At 60.9% G+C, this 18,274-nt stretch carries 18 protein-coding genes; 10 read left to right on the top strand and 8 right to left on the bottom strand.

The window, feature by feature from the left end:
- Positions 1-326 (bottom strand): LysR family transcriptional regulator (locus WCA85_RS30090; RefSeq protein WP_424068536.1); only part of this gene is annotated, 326 nt, incomplete at its 3' end.
- Positions 327-496: 170 nt separating this feature from the next.
- Here WCA85_RS30090 and rhaM point away from each other — a divergent pair.
- The 6 genes from rhaM (at position 497) to rhaS (ending at position 6,567) form a co-directional block, all read left to right on the top strand.
- The gene (gene rhaM / locus WCA85_RS30095; protein ID WP_424068519.1) at positions 497-820 is read left to right on the top strand and encodes an L-rhamnose mutarotase; all 324 of its coding nucleotides are present in this window, start codon (positions 497-499) and stop codon (positions 818-820) included.
- Between the two features lie 28 nt (positions 821-848).
- The gene (locus WCA85_RS30100) at positions 849-1,742 is read left to right on the top strand and encodes an amidohydrolase family protein (RefSeq protein ID WP_424068520.1); all 894 of its coding nucleotides are present in this window, start codon (positions 849-851) and stop codon (positions 1,740-1,742) included.
- 136 nt (positions 1,743-1,878) lie between these two features.
- Positions 1,879-3,408 carry a sugar ABC transporter ATP-binding protein gene (locus WCA85_RS30105; RefSeq protein ID WP_424068521.1) on the top strand — a complete coding sequence of 510 codons (1,530 nt, stop codon included), beginning with the start codon at positions 1,879-1,881 and terminating at the stop codon, positions 3,406-3,408.
- Positions 3,405-4,469, top strand: a complete 1,065-nt coding sequence (locus tag WCA85_RS30110) for an ABC transporter permease (protein WP_424068522.1) — start codon at positions 3,405-3,407, stop codon at positions 4,467-4,469. The genes WCA85_RS30105 and WCA85_RS30110 overlap by 4 nt, the downstream gene beginning before the upstream one ends.
- Entirely contained in the window at positions 4,462-5,475 is a 1,014-nt protein-coding gene (locus tag WCA85_RS30115) for an ABC transporter permease (RefSeq protein WP_424068523.1), read from the top strand. Before WCA85_RS30110 ends, WCA85_RS30115 begins: the two co-directional genes overlap by 8 nt.
- An 84-nt stretch (positions 5,476-5,559) precedes the next feature.
- Positions 5,560-6,567: a rhamnose ABC transporter substrate-binding protein gene (gene rhaS, locus WCA85_RS30120; RefSeq protein ID WP_424068524.1), complete on the top strand. Its 1,008-nt coding sequence runs from the start codon at positions 5,560-5,562 to the stop codon at positions 6,565-6,567.
- A gap of 61 nt (positions 6,568-6,628) precedes the next feature.
- On the opposite strand, the gene WCA85_RS30125 is transcribed toward rhaS, so the two are convergent.
- The gene (locus WCA85_RS30125) at positions 6,629-7,801 is read right to left on the bottom strand and encodes a Fic family protein (protein WP_424068525.1); all 1,173 of its coding nucleotides are present in this window, start codon (positions 7,799-7,801) and stop codon (positions 6,629-6,631) included.
- A 464-nt stretch (positions 7,802-8,265) separates the two neighbouring features.
- Here WCA85_RS30125 and WCA85_RS30130 point away from each other — a divergent pair, with 464 nt between their 5' ends.
- Positions 8,266-9,573, top strand: a complete 1,308-nt coding sequence (locus WCA85_RS30130; protein WP_424068526.1) for an MFS transporter — start codon at positions 8,266-8,268, stop codon at positions 9,571-9,573.
- Positions 9,574-9,638: 65 nt separating this feature from the next.
- Complete coding sequence (locus WCA85_RS30135) at positions 9,639-10,484, top strand: NAD-dependent epimerase/dehydratase family protein (RefSeq protein ID WP_424068527.1); 846 nt, start codon at positions 9,639-9,641, stop codon at positions 10,482-10,484.
- Between the two features lie 61 nt (positions 10,485-10,545).
- On the opposite strand, the gene WCA85_RS30140 is transcribed toward WCA85_RS30135, so the two are convergent.
- The 3 genes from WCA85_RS30140 to WCA85_RS30150 all read right to left on the bottom strand — a co-directional run bounded on the left by WCA85_RS30140 (position 10,546) and on the right by WCA85_RS30150 (position 13,191).
- On the bottom strand, positions 10,546-11,496 hold the full coding sequence (locus WCA85_RS30140) for a GlxA family transcriptional regulator (protein WP_424068528.1): 951 nt from the start codon (positions 11,494-11,496) through the stop codon (positions 10,546-10,548).
- Between the two features lie 20 nt (positions 11,497-11,516).
- Complete coding sequence (locus WCA85_RS30145; protein WP_424068529.1) at positions 11,517-12,383, bottom strand: aldo/keto reductase; 867 nt, start codon at positions 12,381-12,383, stop codon at positions 11,517-11,519.
- 226 nt (positions 12,384-12,609) lie between these two features.
- Entirely contained in the window at positions 12,610-13,191 is a 582-nt protein-coding gene (locus WCA85_RS30150) for a TetR family transcriptional regulator C-terminal domain-containing protein (protein WP_424068530.1), read from the bottom strand.
- A 249-nt stretch (positions 13,192-13,440) separates the two neighbouring features.
- Between WCA85_RS30150 and WCA85_RS30155 the strand changes: the two genes are divergently transcribed.
- The gene (locus WCA85_RS30155) at positions 13,441-14,457 is read left to right on the top strand and encodes a LysR family transcriptional regulator (protein WP_424068531.1); all 1,017 of its coding nucleotides are present in this window, start codon (positions 13,441-13,443) and stop codon (positions 14,455-14,457) included.
- 137 nt (positions 14,458-14,594) lie between these two features.
- Positions 14,595-14,960, top strand: a complete 366-nt coding sequence (locus WCA85_RS30160) for a BON domain-containing protein (protein WP_424068532.1) — start codon at positions 14,595-14,597, stop codon at positions 14,958-14,960.
- A 320-nt stretch (positions 14,961-15,280) separates the two neighbouring features.
- Here the strand turns inward: WCA85_RS30160 and WCA85_RS30165 are convergent, their stop codons facing one another.
- The 3 genes from WCA85_RS30165 to WCA85_RS30175 form a co-directional block, all read right to left on the bottom strand.
- Positions 15,281-16,429 (bottom strand): CmpA/NrtA family ABC transporter substrate-binding protein, encoded by a 1,149-nt coding sequence (locus WCA85_RS30165; protein ID WP_424068533.1) that lies wholly within the window; start codon positions 16,427-16,429, stop codon positions 15,281-15,283.
- 10 nt (positions 16,430-16,439) lie between these two features.
- Positions 16,440-17,015 carry an ANTAR domain-containing response regulator gene (locus WCA85_RS30170; RefSeq protein WP_424068534.1) on the bottom strand — a complete coding sequence of 192 codons (576 nt, stop codon included), beginning with the start codon at positions 17,013-17,015 and terminating at the stop codon, positions 16,440-16,442.
- A gap of 377 nt (positions 17,016-17,392) precedes the next feature.
- On the bottom strand, positions 17,393-18,274 hold an 882-nt coding region (locus WCA85_RS30175; protein ID WP_424068535.1), incomplete at its 5' end, for an MFS transporter.

An 18,274-nucleotide genomic window follows, 5' to 3' on the forward strand; every position in this document is an offset into this window, starting at 1 on the left:
CCCACGGTAAGCTGACCGTGACCGCCGCGGCGCTTGACCTCGAGGTCGGCGGCAAAGCGGGTCAACTCGGCCAGCGCGCGGCGGGCATAGGCGAGGGTGACCACGCCCAGCGGCGTGGGTGTCATGCCGCGTGCGTTGCGCTCGAACAGCAGAAAGCCAAAGGCTTCTTCGATGTCGCCCAGCATGCGCGAAGCGCTAGGCTGGGCCACATTGACGGCATCGGCGGCCTGGTGGAGGTTGCGCGCGTCGTCTAATGCGACCAGCAGCGCGAGATGCTTGAATTTGAGCCGGTTGACGAGGGCGACGGTTGCTGCGTTCTGGCTCATGGTGATCAACGATGTGACTCGGTTGCGGTGCGGGTGCGATCCGGTTTCTGGATCACCCAATCTTAACAACGGATTGAAATGCTATCGATCCAGGAATTATAGTCGCTCCACACGCTTCCCTTAGAGAGCGCCCCCGGCGAACAGCCGGCTATGTTTGGAGACAGGTCGCAATGGAGACAATCGCTTTCCGCATGGTGCTTAACCCCGGCATGCGCGAAGAATACGAGCGCCGGCACACGGAGATCTGGCCTGAGCTCGTTGACGCACTGCACAACGCGGGCGTTCGCGATTACCGGATCTTTTTCGACCCGGATACGAATCATCTCTTTGCCATACTCTCGCGCAACAGCGATCACACGATGGACCGTTTGCCCGAACTCGAAGTCATGCGCAAATGGTGGGATTACATGGCCGACATCATGCAGACTGCGCCGGATCACACACCGTTGCAGCAGGCGCTCGAACCGGTGTTCCATTTCAATTCGCTGAGCTGACCGACATTCAATGGACGGAGACTGTCCCATGCAAGTTGTCGACCCGCATATTCACCTGTGGGACCTGAAAACGCACCACTATCCGTGGCTCGCCAATCCGGGCGTGTCGTTTGTCGGCGATGCGCGCGATTTGAAGCACGACTATCTGCTCACCGATCTGCTGGGCGAAGCCGGTGAGATCGAGATTCTCAAAGTCGTGCATGTTGAAGCGAATCACGATCCAGCTGATCCGGTGGAAGAAACGCGCTGGTTGCAGGGCATCGCGGATCAGCCAGATGCGCGCGGCATGCCCAATGGCATCGTAGCGGGCGTAGACCTCGCGGCGGCGAATGCGCCTGAAGTGCTCGAAGGGCATGCGTCGTTCGCCAACACGCGCGGCGTGCGGCAAATCCTGAATGTGCATGAGAACAAGCTGTACGACTATATCGGCCGGCATCTGATGCGTGATGCGACGTGGCGCGAGCATTTCGCGCTGCTGCGCCGCCACGACATGTCGTTCGACATGCAGCTTTACCCGTCGCAGATGGAAGAGGCGGCAGCGCTGGCCCGCGCCCATCCTGATACGCCGTTCATTGTCAATCACGCGGGTATGTTCGTGGATCGCAGCAGCGTGGCCGGCTACCGTGCCTGGCGCGACGGCATGCGCCTGCTGGCTGGCTGCGCGAACGTGTCGGTGAAGATCAGCGGTCTGGCGATGTTCGATCATCAATGGACTGTGGAAAGCCTGCGTCCATATGTGCTGGAGACAATCGATACATTCGGCGTCGAGCGCGCGATGTTCGCTTCGAACTTCCCGGTCGACCGCCAGTTTGGTTCGTATGAAAAGCTTTGGCATGCGTACGCGTCGATCGTCGCCGATGCCAGCACCGCCGAAAATGACGCGCTGTTTCGCCGTAACGCGGAACGTGTCTACAGGATCTGAGCAAACTGAGTTGAAAGAACCAAGTTGAGGAAGCTGAACTGAGGAAGCCGGGGCCCACGAGGCGCCGGTGCAGCATCCCCGATGAATCGCGGCGCGATGATGACGTGACGACGCCGCACGATGTAGGAGACAGGCAGTGCAGGAACAGACAACCGCTGCGCCCCGGCTGGAACTGCGGCATGCGAGCAAATCGTTTGGCAGGGTTCGCGCGTTATCGGATGGCGATCTCTCGTTACGCCCGGGCGAGGTGCATGCACTGCTCGGCGAAAACGGCGCGGGCAAATCGACCCTCGTCAAGATTCTCGCCGGCGTGCATCAGCCGGATTCGGGCGAGCTTCTGGTCGACGGCGTGGCCCGCACCTTTGCGACGCCCGCCGAGGCGCGCGACGCCGGTCTGGCGGTGATCTATCAGGAACCGACGCTGTTCTTCGATCTGTCGATTGCCGAGAACATCTTCATGGGACGGCAGCCGGTGGATCGTGTCGGCCGCATCCGTTACGACGCGATGCGCAGCGAGGTCGACGGCCTGCTGGCGTCGCTGGGCGTGGATCTGCAAGCGGATCAACTGGTGCGTGGGCTTTCGATTGCCGACCAGCAGGTGATTGAAATTGCCAAGGCACTGTCGCTGAACGCGAATGTGCTGATCATGGACGAGCCGACTGCCGCGCTCTCGCTGACCGAAGTGGAGCGGCTCTTTGCGATCGTGCGCAAACTGCGCGAGCGCGACGTGGCGATCCTCTTTATTACCCACCGTCTCGACGAAGTATTCGCGCTGACGCAGCACGTCACCATCATGCGCGATGGCGCAAAAGTGTTCGATGCGCCGACCGCGGAGATGACCACCGCGTCGATTGTGGCGAAGATGGTCGGGCGGGATCTGGAAACCTTCTATCCGAAAGCGGATGTCGTGCCGGGCGAAGTGCGCCTCGCGGTGCGTGGTCTGACGCGCATTGGCGTGTTCAAGGATATTTCCTTCGAAGTGCGCGCGGGTGAAATCGTCGCGCTGGCGGGTCTTGTCGGTGCAGGGCGCAGCGAAGTGGCGCGTGCCATCTTCGGTATCGATCCACTGGATGCGGGCGAAGTCTGGATCAATGGCAAGCAACTCGCCACGGGAAAACCGGCGACGGCGGTGCGGGCAGGTCTCGCGCTGGTTCCCGAAGACCGTCGCCAGCAGGGACTCGCGCTCGAACTGAGCATTGCCCGCAATGCGTCGATGACCGTGCTCGGGCGTCTCGTCAAACACGGTCTCATCTCCGCGCGCAGCGAAACGCAACTGGCGTCGCAGTGGGGCACCCGTTTGCGCCTGAAGGCCGGCGACCCGAATGCGCCGGTCGGCACGCTCTCGGGCGGCAATCAGCAAAAGGTCGTGCTCGGCAAATGGCTCGCCACGGATCCGAAAGTGCTGATCATCGACGAACCGACGCGCGGTATCGACGTTGGCGCCAAGGCGGAGGTGTATAGCGCGCTGGCCGAACTCGTCACGGGCGGCATGGCGGTGCTGATGATCTCGAGCGAACTGCCGGAAGTGCTCGGCATGGCCGACCGGGTTCTGGTCATGCATGAAGGCCGCATCAGCGCCGATATTTCACGCGCGGATGCCAACGAAGAACGCATCATGGGCGCCGCGCTCGGCCAGCCCGTGACCTCACTAGGGCATGCCGCATGATGCGCCAATCTCATACTCATCCCCATCCAGCGCCGGTGCAGCCACCCGTCGCTGGCGGCACGTCCGCGAAGTCCGGCGGCCTGGTGTCGACGATTGCGAAAAGCCGTGAAACGACGCTGTTTGTCGTGCTGATACTGCTGATCGTCGGCACGGGCCTCGCACGGCCCGCGTTTCTGAATCTGCAAAACCTGCGTGACGTGCTGCTCAACGTATCGATCATCAGCTTGCTGACGGCCGGCATGACGGTGGTGATTTTGATGCGCCATATCGATCTGTCGGTGGGCTCGACGGTCGGGATCAGCGCCTATGCAGTCGGCAGTCTGTACGTTGCCTTTCCGCATATGCCGGTGATTGTGGCGCTGTTCGCGGGGCTTGCGATTGGACTTGTGGCGGGCGGCATCAATGCACTGCTGGTGGCTGTGGGACGCGTGCCATCGCTCGTTGCCACGCTGTCGACGCTGTATATCTTCCGTGGCGCGGATTACGCCTGGGTGCATGGCGGGCAGATCAACGCCACCAGTTTGCCGGACGCCTATTCGAAGCTGGCGACCGGCGTCATCTTTGGCATCCCAAACCTGGCATTGATCGCACTCGTGGTGCTGCTCGGTCTCGCGTTCTATTTGAAGCAGTTTCGCGCCGGCCGCGAGCATTACGCGATCGGCTCGAATCCTGAAGCCGCGCGCCTTGCCGGGGTGAACGTGGAGCGGCGCGTGATGTCGGGCTTTTTGCTGTCCGGCGCGATTGCGGGGTTTGCAGGCGCGTTGTGGCTCGCGCGCTTCGGGACCGTGGATGCCAGCACGGCTAAAGGTATCGAACTGCAGGTGGTCGCGGCGGCGGTGGTGGGCAGTGTGGCGATTACGGGCGGTGTCGGGACCATTCTCGGCGCGACGCTCGGTGCGCTGGTGCTAGGGGTGATCAGCATCGCGCTCGTCGTGCTGCGCGTGTCGCCATTCTGGGAGCAGGCTATTCAGGGCGCATTGATCGTCGCCGCCATCGCGGCCGACACGCTGCTGGCCCGCTCCGTTGCTAAACGCATGATGAGGAAACGCGATCATGGCTAAACCCGATTCCGCCTTGCTGACCCGCAAGCGCGAAACGCCGATGCGCTGGGAATTCTTGCTGGTGATCGTGCTGGTGTTGTCGTTGGTGCTGGGCCGCGTGCTTTCGCCGGTGTTTCTGACCGGTGGGAATATCACCAACGTCCTCGCCGACATGACGGAAATCGCGTTGATGGCGCTGCCGATGACCATGATTATCGTGGCCGCCGAAATCGATTTGTCGGTGGCCTCGGTGCTCGGTGCATCGAGTGCATTGATGGGCGTGCTTTGGCATATGGGCTTGCCGATGCCGCTGGTGATCGTGCTGGTACTGGTAGTGGGCGCGCTCGCCGGTCTGCTGAACGGCCTGGTGATCGTCAAGCTGAATCTGCCTTCGCTGGCGGTGACAATCGGCACCCTGGCGCTATTTCGCGGGCTCGCCTATGTGCTGCTCGGCGATCAGGCGGTGGCCGATTTTCCGGCGGGCTATACGGCTTTCGGCATGAACAATCTCGGACCGACATTCATTCCGCTGCCGTTTGTGATCGTGATCGTCGCTGCGGTGGTGTTTACCGTGCTGTTGCAGGCCACCGCGTTCGGCCGCAGTCTGTATGCGATTGGCGCCAACCCGACCGCCGCCACGTTCTCCGGCATCGAAGTGGCGAAGATCCGTCTGCGTCTGTTCGTCCTGTCCGGCGTAATGAGCGCGCTGGCCGGCGTGGTCTATACGCTGCGCTTCACCAGCGCACGGGGCGACAACGGTGAAGGCTTCGAACTGTCGGTGATTGCAGCGGTGCTGTTTGGCGGCGTGAGCATCTTCGGCGGGCGCGGTTCGATGATTGGCGTGTTGTTGTCGCTGCTGATCATCGGTGTGCTGAAAAATGCGCTGACACTGGATGACGTGTCGAGCGAAACGCTCACCATCGTCACAGGTGTGCTGTTGCTGGCCTCGGTGCTGATTCCGAATCTGGTGGCCCGCTGGCGCGCGATGCGCGACCGGCGTTTTATTGCGAAGTCTGCTGCATCCTAGCCGTGCGAAACCCGCACGTGTGCCGTTCCTGATATCAACAACCCGGACGTTCTAACGTCCGACTACTAACCCAGGAGACACTTCATGTTCAAACCCCTACGCCAGGCCGGAGCCGCCGCGCTCTGCGTTGCGCTGCTCGGCATCAGTTGCGCCGCGAGCGCAGCCGATATCAAAAGCGGCCTGAAAATCGCGTTCATCCCGAAGCAGATCAATAACCCGTATGAGGTGATCGCCGACGACGGCGGTATGACCGCGATCAAGGAGTTTGGCGGCATCGGCAAGGTGGTGGGCCCGTCGGATGCGGGCGCGTCGTCGCAGGTGCAGTACATCAATACGATGATCACGCAGCATCAGGATGCAATCGTGATTGCCGCCAATGATGCGAATGCGGTGGTGCCTTACCTGAAAAAGGCCATGTCGCAGAACATCAAGGTGGTGACCTTCGACTCGGATACGGCGCCTGACGGTCGTCAACTGTTCGTGAACCAGGCGAATGCGGAAGGCATTGGCCGCGGCCAGATTCAACTGGTGGCGAAGCTGATGGGCGGTGAGGGCGAGTTTGCAATTCTGTCGGCAACACCGAACGCCACGAACCAGAACACCTGGATCAAGTGGATGCAGGAAGAGCTGAAGAAGCCTGAGTACTCGAAGATGAAGCTGGTGAAAATTGCCTACGGCAATGACGATGACCAGAAGTCGTTTGTCGAGACCCAAGGCTTGCTGCAAGCGTATCCGAACCTGAAGGCGATCATTGCGCCGACCACGGTGGGTATTGCCGCGGCCGCGCGTTATATCTCGTCGTCGTCGAGCAAGGGCAAGGTTGATGTGACGGGCCTCGGCACGCCGAACCAGATGCGCGCGTTCGTCAAGAACGGCACGGTGAAGGCGTTCCAGTTGTGGGATCCGAACCAGCTTGGTTATCTGGCTGCATATGCAGCAGCGGCACTGGCCTCGGGCACGATTACGGGCAAGGAAGGCGAGTCGTTCGATGCCGGCAAGCTGGGCAAGCGCACGATCGGACCGAAGGGCGAAATCATTCTTGGACCGCCGACGACGTTCGATTCCAGCAATATCGACAATTTCAATTTCTGAGTTATCTGAACGCTGCATGAAGCCCCTTGGAACGCGTATTCAAGGGGCTTTTTCTTGCAAGTCAGCCATCGTGAGAGGGCGTCCCGGCGAGAGCAGTGTCCGCCGGCCCCCACCCTGAGATGTTCAGGTAATAGTGGGTCGAGCGGCCTGCACCGACCTTGCGCAGTAGCCCCAAGTCCTCGAGTTCGATGAGTTCACGCGAGGCCGTGGCCCGCGAAGTGCTGCCAATGCTCTCGTACTTTTTGGTGCTCATGCCCCCATCGAATCCCTTGGGACCGGCATCGAGCAGAAGGTTGACGACTTTGCGTTGTCGAGTCGTGAGTACTTTGTCCTGATGGTTCATCCAGAATAGGGCTTTACCCAGCGCGGCGTCCACGGCACTGGACGCCTCTTCGCAGGACACCCGCACCTGTTCCACGAACCACAGAACCCATTCGGTCACGTCTAGCTCGCCATGTTGGGCGCGCTCCAGTTGCTCGTAATAGTCGCGTCGTTTTTCAAGCAAGCGCTGTGAGGTTCGAATCAGGCGGCTGACCTCGCCGCTGTCGCGTGCCAGCACAAGGTCAATGAGAACTCGACCGATGCGACCATTCCCATCCTCAAAAGGATGGATCGTTTCGAACCAAAGGTGTGCGAGTGCCGCTTTGACCAGACTGTCGTGCTCGGTCGTAGCGTTGAACCAGTCCAGGAACGTCTGCATTTCGGCCGGGACGCGAGCCGATGACGGGGCCTCGTAGTGGACTCTTTCGCGCCCGACGTGCCCGCTGACGATTTGCATCGGCTCGGCATGCTCGCGGTAGGCCCCGACAAGAATTTTGACCATCCCTGAATAGCCGGTAGGAAAGAGCGCCGCTTGCCAGGCACACAAACGCTCGTGTGTGAGCTGGGCTTCTCTTTGCCGCACCGCGTCATCCATGATATCGAGCAGGCCTTCGACGCTTCGGGGCGCATTGGGGCCATCCTGATTCCCGACACCTAAACGCCGTGCCACGGACGAGCGCACTGCGGTGAGGTCGATGCGTTCGCCCTCGATGGCGGCCGTCGCAACGGCATCCTGGCTCCAGGCCTCGGCGGCGAGTTCGAGGCGCTGTTCGAAGCCTAGACCCGCCAGCTTGCCTTCAACGATGCCCTGAACTCTGTGCGCACGGGCGAGTTCGCCACCGACGCGAACGGCGTCGTAGTGCATCCGTGGCCACGTTGGGGCTTGCCAGATGAGTGTTGGAGTCGGTGGCATGGTGTTGAATGAGCGTAGAGGCGATTGTGGGTTCTATTCGACTCGCATTTTGAGTCGAATAAGTATAGCTGACTGTGAGGCGATTGAACGCCTAATCGACTCAAATCATGAGCTGATATTTACACGCCTTGAGGACCCAATTGCTTTTGTTCTTTGGAGCGTCTTTTTGCATCCGTTAGGGTCAGGTTGTATGGCAAAATCTAAAACTAGGGTAAACGACTAGTCATCACATTGTGACGCTATATGCAGATAAATTGCGCGTAAAGTCGCCAAAACTACCTAACGCATTCAATCATGACAAGGCTCCATAAATACCACCTGTAATGTTGCTTGACAACTATTCCACCGGTTGATTATCTTGGCGTCCATGGTGAGATCCAACACGGCCGTCTGCGCAAAAGACGAGCGCCGTGCGCACCGCAAGACACTGCGCGCCAGGAGACGGCGGCAAACTGGAGGAGCAAATGGGCAAGGTAAGAGGCATGCGCTGGTGGATGATCGGACTCGTCACGTCCGGCCTGATCGTCAACTACATCGCGCGTAATTCGCTCGCCGTCGCGGCGCCTGAGATGAACCGGCTGTTGAGCATCTCGACGGCGCAGTACTCGTATATCGTCGCGTCGTTCCAGGCCGCTTACATGGTGATGCAGCCCGTCGCGGGCTACGTGCTCGACGTGGTCGGCACCAAAATCGGCTTCGCGCTTTTCGCCATCGCGTGGTCCGGCGCCTGCATGCTGCATGGCACTGCCAATGGCTGGATCTCGCTAGCGGTGTTTCGCGGCATGCTGGGGCTCACTGAAGCGGCCGGCATTCCGTCCGGCCTGAAGGCCACCTCCGAATGGTTTCCTGCCAAGGAGCGTTCGATTGCGACCGGCTGGTTCAATATCGGCTCGTCGATTGGCGCGGTGATCGCACCGCCGCTCGTGGTCTGGTGGGTCCTGCATGGCAACTGGCGCATGGCGTTCGTTTCGATCGGCGTGCTCGGCCTGATCTGGAGCGTGCTGTGGCTCCTGCTGTACCGCGCGCCGAAAGACCAGCCGCGTTTATCCGATACGGAACGCGACTACATTCTGGCAGGCCAGGAATCCAGGCATAAAACCTCAACCGCAGCCCGGCCGTCGTGGCGCGCCATTGTCAAGCGCCGTGCCTTCTGGGGCATCGCGATTCCGCGCTTTCTCGCCGAGCCCGCCTGGCAGACCTTCAACTTCTGGATTCCGCTCTATCTGGTGAGCGTGCGTCATATGAACCTGAAGGAAATCGCCATGTTCGCGTGGCTGCCGTTTCTCGCCGCTGATATCGGTTGCGTGCTGGGCGGCTATCTCGCGCCGTGGTATCAGAAACGCTTTAAAACTTCGCTGATCACTTCGCGCAAGCTGGTCGTGGTCACCGGTTCGCTGTGCATGATCGGACCGGCGTGCATTGGACTGGCCACGAGCCCGTATGTCGCCATTGCGCTCTTTTGTATTGGCGGCTTCGCGCATCAGACGCTTTCCGGCGCGTTGTATACGCTCGCTTCGGATGTGTTCGGCAAGAGCGATGTGGCCACGGCCACCGGGCTGACCGGCATGGCGGGTTACGCAGGTGCGACGCTGTTTTCGCTGGCGGTGGGCGTGGTGGTGGCCGTGGTCGGCTATGATCCTCTGTTCGTCGCGCTCGCCTGCTTCGATCTGATCGGAGCGGTGGTGGTGTGGTGTGTGCTCAAGGAGCCGGCTGAACCGCAACAACGTGCGGCCGACGCAGTGACGCACGTTGCCGACGCGGCGCGCGCTTAAAGTGGGGTGTCGCCGGTTGGCAACCGCCAGCCGGACGGCGGTAGTAGAAACGGAGAAAGGACAGGATGAGCAGGGAAGAGCAAACCGATAAGCAATCAGCCAAACCGTTCCGGCGGATTCTGTTGACGGGCGCGGCGGGCAATCTTGGCCGGCAATTGCGCGGCGCGCTGGCGCAATGGGCCGACGTGGTGCGCCTGTCCGATATCACGCCGCTCGGTGAAGCGGCCGCGCATGAAGAACACGTGGTGCTGGATCTCGCTGACCGCGCCGGTGTCGATGCGCTGCTTGAAGGGGTGGACGCAGTGGTGCATCTGGGCGGCATTTCCGTCGATGCACCCTTCGACGATCTGCTGCAAGCTAATATTCTCGGCGTGTACAACCTGTACGCGGCGGCGCAGAAGCATGGCGTCAAGCGTGTGCTGTTTGCGAGTTCCAACCATGCGGTCGGTTTTCATCCGACCACGAGCGTGCTCGATGCGGATTCGCCGCTGCGTCCGGATAGCCTGTATGGCGTGACGAAATGCTTTGGCGAATCGCTGTCACGCTACTACTTCGATCGCTTCGGCCTCGAAACCGTGTGTTTGCGAATCGGCTCGTCGTTTGAGGAACCGAAGAATCCGCGCATGCTCGTGACTTACCTGAGCTATCGCGACTTTATCGAACTGGTGCGCTGCTCGCTGTTCACGAATCGCGTCGGACACGCCATCGTCTACGGTGTGTCGAATAATCGCGTGCTGTGGTGGGATAACGCCAAGGCGTCCTACCTCGGTTATCGCCCGCAGGATAGTTCGGCCCAGTTTGAAGGGCGCTTTCCGGTGCAGGCTCCGACCAACGAACTCGATGATCCGGCCCAGCGTTTTCAAGGTGGGATGTTCGTCGTGGGCTTGCCGCAATCGTCGCGGTCTTCCTAGCCCTGAGCCCGCGGCTGGTCAGGTAAAACGCGCTTGTTTTACAAGCGCCGGCAAGCCGCGATCAAGCCTGCGTCGGCGCACCGCCGCGCGAAGCGCGGCGAATCACCTGCGGCGGTTGCCCAAAGGCACGCAGAAACGCCCGCCGCATTCTTTCCCGATCGCCAAAGCCGGTATCGCGAGCAACGATTTCGATGGGATGCAGACCGGATTCGAGCATTAAACGTGCGGCCTCGATGCGCAGATGCTCTACCGCCTTCGCAGGCGATTGCCCGGTCTCTGCGCGAAACGCGCGGCTAAACTGACGCGGGCTCAAATGGGCCGCTTCGGCCAACTGCTCAACCGACAACTCGGCCGCCAGATTCTGTTTCGCGAACGCGAGCGCAGACTGGATGCGATCGGAGCGCGGCTCAAGCTCGAGCAGCGCCGAAAACTGCGATTGACCGCCACTGCGACGGTGATACACCACCAGCTTCTTCGCCACGCTCCGCGCGACCTCTGCACCCACATCCTTTTCAACCAGGGCGAGCGCCAGATCGATACACGCTGTCATACCCGCTGATGTCCACACGGGCCCGTCGACGATAAAGATCCGGTCTTCCTCCACGTTCACCGCCGGGTAATCGCGCCGCAGACGCGGCGCGAAAAGCCAATGGGTAGTGGCGCGGCGCCCGTCGAGCAGGCCTGCTTGCGCCAGGTTGAACGCGCCGGTACAGGTGGACCCGATGCGCCGCGTGGTTTGCGCAGCGCGCTGCAAAAACGCAATCAGGGCCGCCGTCACGTCGATCACCTCGTTGTCGCCGACCACCAGCACGGTATCGAAGCGGCTGTCGTCGAATGCCTGTGTCTCGACGGCGAAGCCGGCTGAAGTTTGCACCGGGCCGCCGTGTTCGGAGAGCAGCGCGACTTCATACAAAGGCTTGTCGGCCGTCAGGTTGGCGAGTTCGAACACCGTCGTAACCGACAGGTTGATGACCTGGAAGCCTCGATACAGCACGATTCCGATGCGCAACATGACCGGCGGCTCCTGACAGGTTAGGCGAGCGTTTGCAGCGATGCGAACTCGGCGTCGGTCAGCTCGATCGTTGCGGCCGCAACGTTGTCGCGCAGATGCGGCCGGTTCGACGTACCGGGAATCGGCAGCATCACCGGGCTGCGTTTGAGCAGCCATGCCAGCGCGATCTGGCTTGCGCTCACGCCGCGTGCGGTGGCCATCTTGACGAGTGGGGAGTCTGTTTGCGTCAGGCTGCCCGCTGCAAGCGGATACCACGGAATAAAGCCGATGCCGTGTTCTTCGCAATAGTTTAAGACGTCTTCGCTGGCGCGGTCGGCGAAGTTGTAGCGGTTCTGCACCGTCGCAACCTTGAAGAATTTCGAGGCGGCCTTGATGTCTTCGACCGACACTTCGCTCAAGCCGGCAAAACGGATCACCCCGTCGTTCTGCAGCGAGCGGACCGCATCGAACTGCTCGTCGCTTGGCACATTGGGATCGATACGGTGCAACTGCCATAGCGTGATCTGCTCGACGCCCAGATTCTGCAGGCTCTTTTGCGCGCGTTGGCGCAGGTACTCGGGGTTGCCGTCCGGTTGCCAGCGATCCGGGCCAGCGCGACGCAGACCAGCCTTGGTGGCAATCATGACCTCGGAGTAGGGGTGCAGGGCTTCGCGGATCAGTTGTTCTGACACATCGGGGCCGTAGGAGTCTGCGGTGTCGATGAAATTGACTTCGTGCTCGGGCAGGCTTTGCAGCGTACGCAGGGCTTCCGAGGGGTCGTCCGGCGGTCCCCAGATACCGGGGCCAGTGATGCGCATGGCGCCATAGCCCAGCCGATGAATCTCCACTTCGCCACCCAGCTTGAAGATGCCCGATGCTTTTGCCGACGGTGTTGCCAGATCGCCCATGTCATGCGCTCCTGTATGAGGGGACTTGTAGGGATTACGAGTCTAGGGGAACACAGCCATCGTAGCCGTCGCAGCGTCGCGAATAAAGACGAGTGCGCCGGCTACATAATTTCTATCCCGCAAACAATCGCGTGATGCGATGTAATAGAGCGATCACCCGCTTAGGGATACGAACGGAAGCATCGGAGTCGTGAGCGCGTGCGCGCGTGCGCCGCCACAAGCATCGCTACCGCAGAATTCTGGAAAACAGCAAATGTTTGAAGCGCGCCACCGGTTGCGGATTGCGTTGTGCCTTGGACAACAAGAATGCGCCTTGCAGAGAGGCAACGATAAAACCCGCCACGTCATTGCAATCGAAGTCGGGCGGCAGTTCGCCGGCTTTGACCGCAGCGCTCAGGCAATACTCCAGACTCTTCTGGATTTCCGCAAAAATCTCGACGATGCGATGCCGAATGGGTTCGCTGTGATCGCTCGCCTCTAGCGCGAATTTGCCCAGCAGACAGCCGTTTCGCGTGTCGTTCTGACCGATGCGCTCCATATTCCAGTCGATATAGGCGCCAAGCCGATCGAGCGGCGCGATGGCGTCATTGCGCAGGGTATTGCGCAGCACGTCCGTGCCATTGGAGAAGTAGAGGTCGAGAATCTCCAGCCCGAACGCCTCCTTCGACGCGAAGTGGTTCGTAAACGACCCTTGCGGGACGCCGGCGGCTTGCACGATATCGCGCACGCTGGCGCCCGCATAGCCCCGCTCGTGGACCACTTTTAGGCCTTCGGTAAGGATTTTTCCGCGGTGAGAGGGTCTGGGCATGGTGATCAAATTGTACGGGCGTCCATATTCCTGCGTCAACGAATGCAATTTAATCTGCAGATGAATGGGCGTACAAGACCGTATTGACAGCCGGGAGATCCTTGACTTCTCCCTGTGCTTACATTTTAATACGGACAGTCGTATTGGTTTGGGGTATTGGCGGATACGTGATGCAGCCGTTCGCCATCCGGGACTTCCTCATCCGGACGCGATATCGAGGCGCAAGCAGGATTTCAAAGGAATCGGGATATGGACCGGCTGCAAGGAATGAAGGTATTTACGCGGGTTGTCGAGACGAACAGCTTTACGCGTGCTGCGGAAACGCTGGATTTGCCGCGTGCGTCGGTCACGACCATCATCCAGAACCTCGAGGCGCATCTGAAGGTGCGCCTTTTGCAGCGCACCACACGCCGCCTGAGTCTCACGGCGGACGGCGCGGCGTATTACGAGCGCTGCGTGCGGATTCTGGCGGATATCGAGGAGACCGAGAGTTCGTTGTCGCAGGCGCAGCGCGCGCCGCGCGGCAAGCTTAGGGTGGATATGCCCAGCGCGCTTGGCAAACTGGTGGTGATGCCGAAAATCGACGAGTTTCACGAGCGCTACCCGGATATCGATCTGATGGTCGGCTTCGGCGACAGGCCGGTGGATCTGATCCAAGACGGCGTGGATTGCGTGATCCGGATTGGTACGTTGCAGGATTCGAGCCTTGTCGCACGGCGCATTGGGGTGTTTCAGCGCATGACGGTGGCAAGTCCGCTCTACCTGGAGCAACACGGCACGCCGCAGAGCATCGACGACTTGCAGGATCACGTTGCGGTCAATTATTTCCTCGGCCGCACCGGACGGGTGGTGGATTGGAGCTTCGTGGTCGACCAGCAGACGGTCGAGGTGAAGATGCGCGGCAAGATCGCCGTCAACGATGCCGAAGCGTATGTGGCGAGCGGTCTGAAAGGCGTCGGGATGCTGCAGGCGCCGCGTTTTATGGCACTGCCGCATTTGCGCTCGGGCGAACTGGTGGAGGTGCTGTCGGACTGGAAGCCCCAGCCGATGCCGATTTCCGCTGTGTATCCGCATAACCGCCACCTGTCGCCCACCGTGCGCGTGTTTGTCGACTGGGTGGCAGAAATGTTCGGTCGCTGTCCGTTGTTCTCGGGACAGGAAGAGGTCGAGCGGAAGTGCCTGCCGACCACGGCGCCGGAATCCGCCCCGGCCGTTCGGCGTAGCGTCCCGACCACCGCCACCGTTGAGGTTGAACTCGCGGTTTGACACGGCAGGCGGCGAATGGGCGTCCTTGGGCTTCGTTTTGGCTTTGCGCTTTGCGGCTCGATGAATTAGATTGAATGGGCTCGGCATATCGAATGCCGGGCCCATTTGCTTTGCGCACTGCCGAACCGGAGAGCGACATGAAAAAAACCGTCGGAATATTAAGCGCTTTATGTCTGACCGCCGCTATGGCGACACCGTTGTACTCATACGCTCAGGCGAGCGACGCCATGTCCGGCGCCGCTCCTGCAGCGCCTATGAGCAAAAAGGCCACCCCGGCAGACAAGTCGCTTGGGCGAGCCGTGCGGAAGGCGTTGTCCAAGGCGCAAGGTTTCGATGTATCGGGCGTATTCGTCAAAGCGCGCGGCGGCGCAGTGGTCTTGTCCGGAACGGTGAAATCCAGTGACCAGATCGACCAGGCCACTCAGGTTGCGCAGGGCGTTTCAGGCGTGACGTCCGTGTCGAACAAACTGACGCTGTTTCATGGCGGTAATGGTGGTGGCTAAACCGTAATCGCATCGCCGCTGCTCGCAGGTAGATTGGGGCGGCGGCAACGGATGTTAACAGCGGGTGCCGAAATAAATAAGGTATGCAGATCATCAAGCGCGATGCGGTGCTAAGCGACTGCCCTTTCTTGTAGAAACGCGCCTCTCACCTTTGAGAAAAACGACGAGCCTGTTTCCGCCGACGTTCAGCACGTGGCGTGCATCAGGGCGTGCCGATTGGTGGCATTTGTACGGGAGCGAATGAGCTGATGCCGGCCGGTCTGCTCGTCGCCCACATTGTTGGAAAACGCGTAAGCGTAAGCTTTACGTTGATTGCCAGCCTAAGCGCGGATGTCGAAGCCCTGAACATACGCATCAGGATCGCTGCCATCCCATACCCGACCATCGACAAAGACCTGCGGGGTTCTCTCGTCAGGAATCGCAATGCCGATGTTTTTAGCGGCCTCCCGATACAACTCAGTCTGATTGACGGCGGCCGCGATCTCGCGATAGTCGTCGCGATGCCCGATCATGCGCCACCGTTCGTATTGCGTAAGGAACCAGACACCGTCATCGGGCCACGGATAATTGACAGTACCGTTTTCAAAGAAACGCACGGGCAGGCGGCTTGACTCCAGCGACGTGCTATCGCTTCCGAGCCGTTTCGCGATCAAAGCCTCATCAATCCCGATGTATTCGGGTCGCACCAGCCACCGTGCAATATCATTGCGATGGCCTGCGCCGTCCAGCCAGCGGCACGCCTCGAGCATAGTCTGCACCAGCGCCTGCGCGGTCTGAGGATGGCGGCTCGCAAAATCGCGGCGGCAGGCCAGCACTTTCTCCGGATGATCGGGCCAGATTTCACTGCTGTAGGCGATTGTGCGGCCGACACCGCGTGCTTCGGCCGCGGCATTCCACGGTTCGCCGACGCATAGGCCGTCGAGCCGGTCTTCTGCGAGCGCGGCCACCATCTGCGGCGGCGGAATCACGACGCTTTCGATGTCGCGCAAAGGGTGCACGCCTTGCGACGCCAGCCAGTAGTAGAGCCACATGGCGTGCGTGCCAGTCGGAAAGGTCTGTGCAAACACCGGCTTGCGCACGAGCGTGGCGAGTGCCTTGAGCAGCGTGCCCTGATCGGCGAGCGCATCGGCCAGGCGGTTCGACAGCGTAATGGCCTGGCCATTGCGGTTGAGCACCATCAGCACGGCCATATCCGTTTGCGGGCCGCCAATACCCAGTTGCACGCCATAGGCGAGACCGTACAGTGTGTGCGCCGCATCGAGGTCGCCGGATAGCAGCTTGTCGCGCAGGGCCGCCCACGATGGCTCGCGCGACAGTTCGAGCGTCAGGCCGTGTGCATGGCCGAACTCGAGCAGTTTTGCCGCTACTAGCGGCGCCGCGTCGGAAAGCGACACAAAACCGAGCCGCAGATGAGTTTTCTCCAACGGCGCGGAAGTGGAAGCTGAGTTAGGCGAGGGAGGTTGGTTCATGAGCCACGCTCTATTTGGGCAAGTCCGCGCTCGCGACGATCTGGCGCGCGACTTCGGCGAGCTTGACGCCCTGGTTCATCGCACGCTTGCGCAGCGTCGCATAAGCGGCGTGTTCGGTCATCTTCTGCTGGTCCATTAGCAGACGTTTGGCCCGGTCGATCAGCTTGCGTTCGGCCAGTTCGTTTTCGACTTGGGCGAGGCGCTCGCGCAGTTGGGACTCTTGCGCAAAACGGGCAAGCGCCACTTCCAGAATAGGGGCGAGCCGCTCAGTGGCGAGCCCTTCGACCAGATACGCCGTGACGCCAGCGTTCACTGCATCACGAATCAACTGCTGATTGGCGTCGTTGCTGAACATGAGCACCGGACGCGGCGCCGTGGCATGCATCACCGCCAGCTGTTCGAGCGTGTCGCGCGACGGCGATTCCGTGTCGATGATGACAACGTCGGGCCGTTCGCTCTGCACCATGCTGTGCAACGCCTGCGAGGTGGCGGTGACGGTCAGCATGTCGTAGCCGAGCCGCGCAAGGGCGTCACGCAGATCGCCGATGGGCTTGTCGGTATCGGTTACGAGCAATACGCGCAGCATGGTTTGCGTGGGGGCAACGGCATTGGGGGCAACGTTAGGTTTCAGTGCGGGGCAATCCATCATGCCTTTAAAACGGGCTCGCTCGGCAATCGGCCTATGCGGAAAGAACCGGCCGACGGCTCGCGTGGCGACTGTTTCGGCGGCTTCCGTGGCGGCTATTGGAGCGGGAATCCATCCAGAAAAGCCTCTTTCTGCAAATGATTAGATTGGCCGTAGGGCAGCCCGTCGCGGCTATTTTATACACAATGGGGGAGCTGGTGCGACGCACAAGTCGACCCGATTGTGTCCATCCGAAGGACCCGGCGCGCTGGTCACGAACTCGAGCCTCTCAATGAGCCTGCACCACGCAGCCGATATCCGCTCCCGTCACTCCCGTCTCAGTCCTTGACTGGCAATAACGCCGCGCCCGCATCCGACGGCCCTATCGCCCGCGCATAACTGCGCGGCGAGAACACCACGGTCAGCACGATCATCGCGCAGATGCTAATGGCCAGCATGCCCCATGCGCCTGTGAAGGTGCCGGTTGCATCGCGCAAGAGTCCGGCGACGATCGGCGCGAACGCCGCGATGATAAAGCCCACACCTTGGGTAAAAGCGGCAAGCCTGGCGGCCGTGCCCGGGTGCTCGGAATGATCGAGTGCAGTGACGAGCGTGACCGAAAAGGTGCCGCCTAGTCCAGCACCGGCAGCCGCTACCCACAACAGCGGCGCGGCCAGCGGCCACAGGGTCAGCCCCACGATGCCCAGCAATTGCGCGGCTAGACCCAACACTAGCCATAGCCTGCGATCGCGAAATGATGCAGCGGCGAGCGGCAGCAAGAGCGCGGAAGCAGCCTGAAAGACGGTCATCGTCGCGAGCAGCGAACCGCTCTGGGCGATGCTAGCGCCATGCTGCTGATAGTAGGCCGGCAGCCACGCCACCAGGCTCGTATAGCCACCGTTGACAAGACCAAAATAGATGCCCAATGCCCATGCGCGACGCATGCGCCACATGGGCGCCGTGGCCGCGGCGTGCATCGTGCCACTTGCCTCGGGCGCGCTCGCTGGGGTCCGGCGGTTCAGCGCAAGCCAGCCCATTAAAGCGAGCAGCGCGGGCACCGCCCATATCGCCAGTCCGGCATGCCAGCTTCCGGCGAGTGTGGCGATCCGTGGACTAAGGCTCGCGCCCAGTCCGCCGCCGCCCATGATCGATGCAGAGAACACGCCCATCGCCAGTGGCACACGCGCATGAAAGCGCCGCTTCATCACCCCCGGTAACAG

Source organism: Paraburkholderia sp. (assembly GCF_049581445.1).
In the GTDB taxonomy this organism is placed as follows: domain Bacteria; phylum Pseudomonadota; class Gammaproteobacteria; order Burkholderiales; family Burkholderiaceae; genus Paraburkholderia.